This is a genomic window from Streptomyces phyllanthi, from assembly GCF_009377205.1.
GTDB lineage: Bacteria > Actinomycetota > Actinomycetes > Streptomycetales > Streptomycetaceae > Streptomyces > Streptomyces phyllanthi.
Genome location: NZ_VJZE01000676.1, coordinates 1 through 3,542, shown reverse-complemented (window position 1 = coordinate 3,542; position 3,542 = coordinate 1). Strand labels below are relative to the sequence as shown.

General features: G+C 68.6%; 3 protein-coding genes, 1 other RNA gene and 1 pseudogene. 3 read left to right on the top strand and 2 right to left on the bottom strand.

What is annotated here, in order from left to right:
• From FNH04_RS43210 to rnpB, 3 genes and pseudogenes are all read left to right on the top strand, one after another.
• The coding region (locus FNH04_RS43210; RefSeq protein WP_152791706.1) for a helix-turn-helix transcriptional regulator at positions 1–348 on the top strand (348 nt) is incomplete at its 5' end.
• A 72-nt stretch (positions 349–420) separates the two neighbouring features.
• Positions 421–1,200: pseudogene (locus tag FNH04_RS49570) on the top strand (DMT family transporter); the annotation flags it as partial.
• A gap of 115 nt (positions 1,201–1,315) precedes the next feature.
• An RNA gene (rnpB, locus tag FNH04_RS43200) (RNase P RNA component class A) lies at positions 1,316–1,723 on the top strand.
• A 601-nt stretch (positions 1,724–2,324) separates the two neighbouring features.
• Here the strand turns inward: rnpB and FNH04_RS43190 are convergent.
• Both FNH04_RS43190 and FNH04_RS43185 read right to left on the bottom strand, forming a co-directional pair.
• Positions 2,325–2,528: a DUF397 domain-containing protein gene (locus FNH04_RS43190; protein WP_152791707.1), complete on the bottom strand. Its 204-nt coding sequence runs from the start codon at positions 2,526–2,528 to the stop codon at positions 2,325–2,327.
• A complete protein-coding gene (locus tag FNH04_RS43185) occupies positions 2,528–3,367 on the bottom strand; it encodes a helix-turn-helix domain-containing protein (RefSeq protein WP_152791704.1) in 840 nt (279 codons plus the stop codon). Before FNH04_RS43185 ends, FNH04_RS43190 begins: the two co-directional genes overlap by 1 nt.
• Positions 3,368–3,542 lie beyond the last annotated feature (175 nt).

Genomic DNA, 3,542 nt, shown 5'->3' with positions numbered 1-3,542 from the left:
GCCCCGGACACGATCCCTGGCGCGAGCGGCATCTCCCGCGTCGTACGCGACCGCCTCGCCGACGAACTCCTCTCCCCGCCCTCCCTCGCCGACCTCGCCGCCGACCTGGGCCTCTCCCGCTACCAGCTCCTGCGCGCCTTCCGTACGACGATGGGGATGCCCCCGTACGCCTGGCTGGCCCAGTACCGGGTCGGGCGGGCCCGCGCCCTGCTGGAGGCGGGTGGGCGCCCCGCGGAGGTGGCCGGACAGGTGGGTTTCGCGGACCAGGCACACCTGACGCGGTGGTTCCGCCGGGTGCTGGGGGTGACGCCGGCGGCGTACCGCGCGAGCGTGTCCCCGAGGCCGTAGGGCCGGGCGGCAGAGCAACCGGGCGCAACAGCGTTCAAGACGAACACCACCACCCCGCCCGAAACTCACCCCATGACTGCACGAGGCTGGCTGCTCTTCTCGCTCATGGGAGTCCTCTGGGGCATCCCCTACCTGATGATCAAAGTGGCGGTGGACACCATGTCCCCGTCGATGGTGGTGTTCACACGCTGCGCGCTGGGAGCGGCCCTCCTGCTCCCCTTCGCCATACGCCAAGGCGGACTGGCCCGGATGATACGAACCCACTGGCGCCCGATGCTCGCCTTCTCCCTGATCGAGGTCATCGGCCCCTGGTGGACCCTGACCGACGCCGAACGCCACCTCTCCAGCTCCACGGCGGGTCTGCTGATCGCGGGCGTACCGATCGTCGGCGTACTCCTGGCCCGCTTCTTCGGCGACACGGAGAGGCTGGGCGCCCGCAGGATGGTGGGCCTGGCCCTGGGCCTGGCCGGAGTAGCGGTCCTCACGGCCCCGCACCTCACCGGGGGAGACGCGCGGTCCCTCGCAGAGGTGGGGGTGACAGTCCTGGGCTACGCGACGGCCCCACTGATCATGGCCCGCTACCTCAAGCAGGTCCCCACCCTCCAGCTGATCGCCCCCTGCCTGGCACTGTCGGCTCTCGTCTACGCCCCCGCGGCGGCGGCAACATGGCCGACATCGATGCCCACGCCCTCGGTCCTGGCCTCCCTCCTCGGCCTGGGCGTGATCTGCACGGCCCTCGCCTTCGTCGTCTTCCTGGAACTGATCCGAGAGGTGGGCCCGACCCGCTCGACGGTCTTCACGTACGTCAACCCGGCGGTGGCGGTAGCGGCGGGCGCGCTGTTCCTGGACGAACAGCTGACGGCAGCCGTACTCGCCTCCTTCGCCCTGATCCTGGCGGGCTCGTTCCTGGCCACGGCGCCCGCACCGAAGACCGCCGGGCGCCCGGTAACATGGTCGACACGGCAGACGAGCCGGGCGGACGGCCGCGTGGAGTCCCCCTAGGGGGCTTCCCGAGGAACGTCCGGGCTCCACAGGGCAGGGTGATGGCTAACGGCCACCCGGGGTGACCCGCGGGACAGTGCCACAGAAAGCAGACCGCCGGGGATCTCGGTCCTCGGTAAGGGTGAAACGGTGGTGTAAGAGACCACCAGTGCCCAGGGTGACCTGGGCAGCTAGGTAAACCCCACCCGGAGCAAGGTCAAGAGGAGCCGCTGTAAAAGGCGCGCTCTGCGCGGACGTTCGAGGGCTGCCCGCCCGAGTCCGCGGGTAGACCGCACGAGGCCGGCGGCAACGCCGGCCCTAGATGGATGGCCGTCGCCCCGGGGCCCGCGAGGACCCCGGGGAACAGAACCCGGCGTACAGCCCGACTCGTCTGCCGCTCAGGGCTTCTGACCAGTAGAAAAGCACGTCAGAGGATTTTTCCATGTATGGGTGGGTCTCGCTGGACCCTGGTCCGCACCGGTGCAAACGGGGCCGTGCGTCGGCGTACGTAGCCGCGAAGGTAGCCATGCCTCGTGGCGTCGGCGGGTGGGGGAGCCCCGGAAGGTGCTTGCCTGGCCCAGGGCCTTTTAGGGCGGAGCGAGCGGAGTGTTGACTCTTGCTGGCTACGCCGGTGTTTCTCCGGGGTCTGGGCGGCGAATCGGTCCGTTTCTGCTCGTCCAGCCATGCTTCGACACCGCCAGGCTTTTGTCCCGGATGCGTTGCCGACTGGGATGACCTGCCGACCTGGCAGCAGGAGACAGACTCGGACATCTCAGGGCGAATCGAGCAGACCGTCCGGGCAGAGGTACCACAACGCTATGACCTGGGCAAACACGCAGGGAGGGCGCTTCTGTGGCTCCCTTGACGGCTGCGTGACGAGACGCCCCCGCCCCGGAGCGGCCCGGATGAGGGCTTCGTCCTCAGGGTCAAACCGGGATACGCCGACGTCCCGCGCCCGGTGCGGAACCGGACGCGATGCGTCAGAAGGCCGTACGTCAGTGATCGGCGGCGTACGAGACGAAGGCCGTCCACTGCTGGGCGTCGAAGGCGAGCTGGGGGCCCTGCGCCCGCTTCGAGTCCCGTACGTGCATGGTTTCGGGGGCGAAGGCGACCTCCACACACTCCGGGCCGTCGGCGGTGCTGTAGCTGCTCTTGAACCACTCCAGCTCGGAACCGTTCCCCGTCGTGGAGTTGGTCATCATGTCTCTCCCAGTACTTTCTCGATGAAGGTCAGCGACTCACAGGGCGTGAGGGCCTGGGCCCGGATAATGCCGTAGCGGACCTCGAAGACCTGGATCTCCTTGGAATGCGAGATCAGGCGGCTGGTGAGCTGCACCTCGTTGTGCGCCACCGTCTCTCCCCTCTGAAGCCGCAGCAACTGGAGCGACCCGTCAAGGCCGGCGTGGTCCTCACGATCCGTGGGCATCACCTGGATCTCCACGTTCCGTCGCTGGCCGACCTCCAACAGGCGTTCGAGCTGCTTCCGCATCACCATTCTGCCCCCGAGTGGGCGCCGCAGCGTCACCTCTTCTTGGACGAAACTGAAGACAGGAGCGGGCTGCCGGTCGAAGATCTCCTGGCGCGCCAGGCGTGCGGCGACAAGGCGCTCAACCTCCTCCTCGGCGAAGGGCGGACGACGCATGCCGTACAGCGCCCTTGCGTACTCCGGCGTCTGAAGCAGGCCATGGACGACGGAGTTGGCGTAGGCGCACAGCTCAACCGCATCCGCTTCCAACTTCGCCAGATCCCGCACCTTCTTCGGGTACCGGGCCTCCTCGGTGTCCTTCCTCAGTCCGGCGATCAGCCCACCCGCCTCCAGCACCTCATCGGCCTTCTCCAGGAACGTCGGACTCGGCGCCCGCCGCCCCCGTTCCACCGAGGACACCTGCTCCTCGCTGTAGCCGATGGCCGCCCCCAACTCGGCCTGTTTGAGCCCCTTCCGCTCCCGGCACGACTTGACGACCCTGCCCACCGTCCGCAGTACCGCCGCCGACTCCTCGTCGTCGGCGCCGTACGGCTCCATCCCGTCACCGCCCATGCCCGGACACCTCCATGTTCCGCCCGTACCCAACTCCCCGCCGACACACCGCGTAACGCCACGCCGCCCGGACAGAACCGGACAACGGCCGGACAGTGACGCTGCGTACCGCCGTCGTTACTGGTCAGCGTAGAAGCGGGCGACCACGCTGAGTGACATGAACGCCGATATTGCC

Bases quoted from the DNA above. Each gene is read 5' to 3' on its own strand.
- FNH04_RS43190 (WP_152791707.1), bottom strand. From the start codon at position 2,528: ATGACCAACTCCACGACGGGGAACGGTTCCGAGCTGGAGTGGTTCAAG.
- FNH04_RS43185 (WP_152791704.1), bottom strand. From the start codon at position 3,367: ATGGGCGGTGACGGGATGGAGCCGTACGGCGCCGACGACGAGGAGTCG.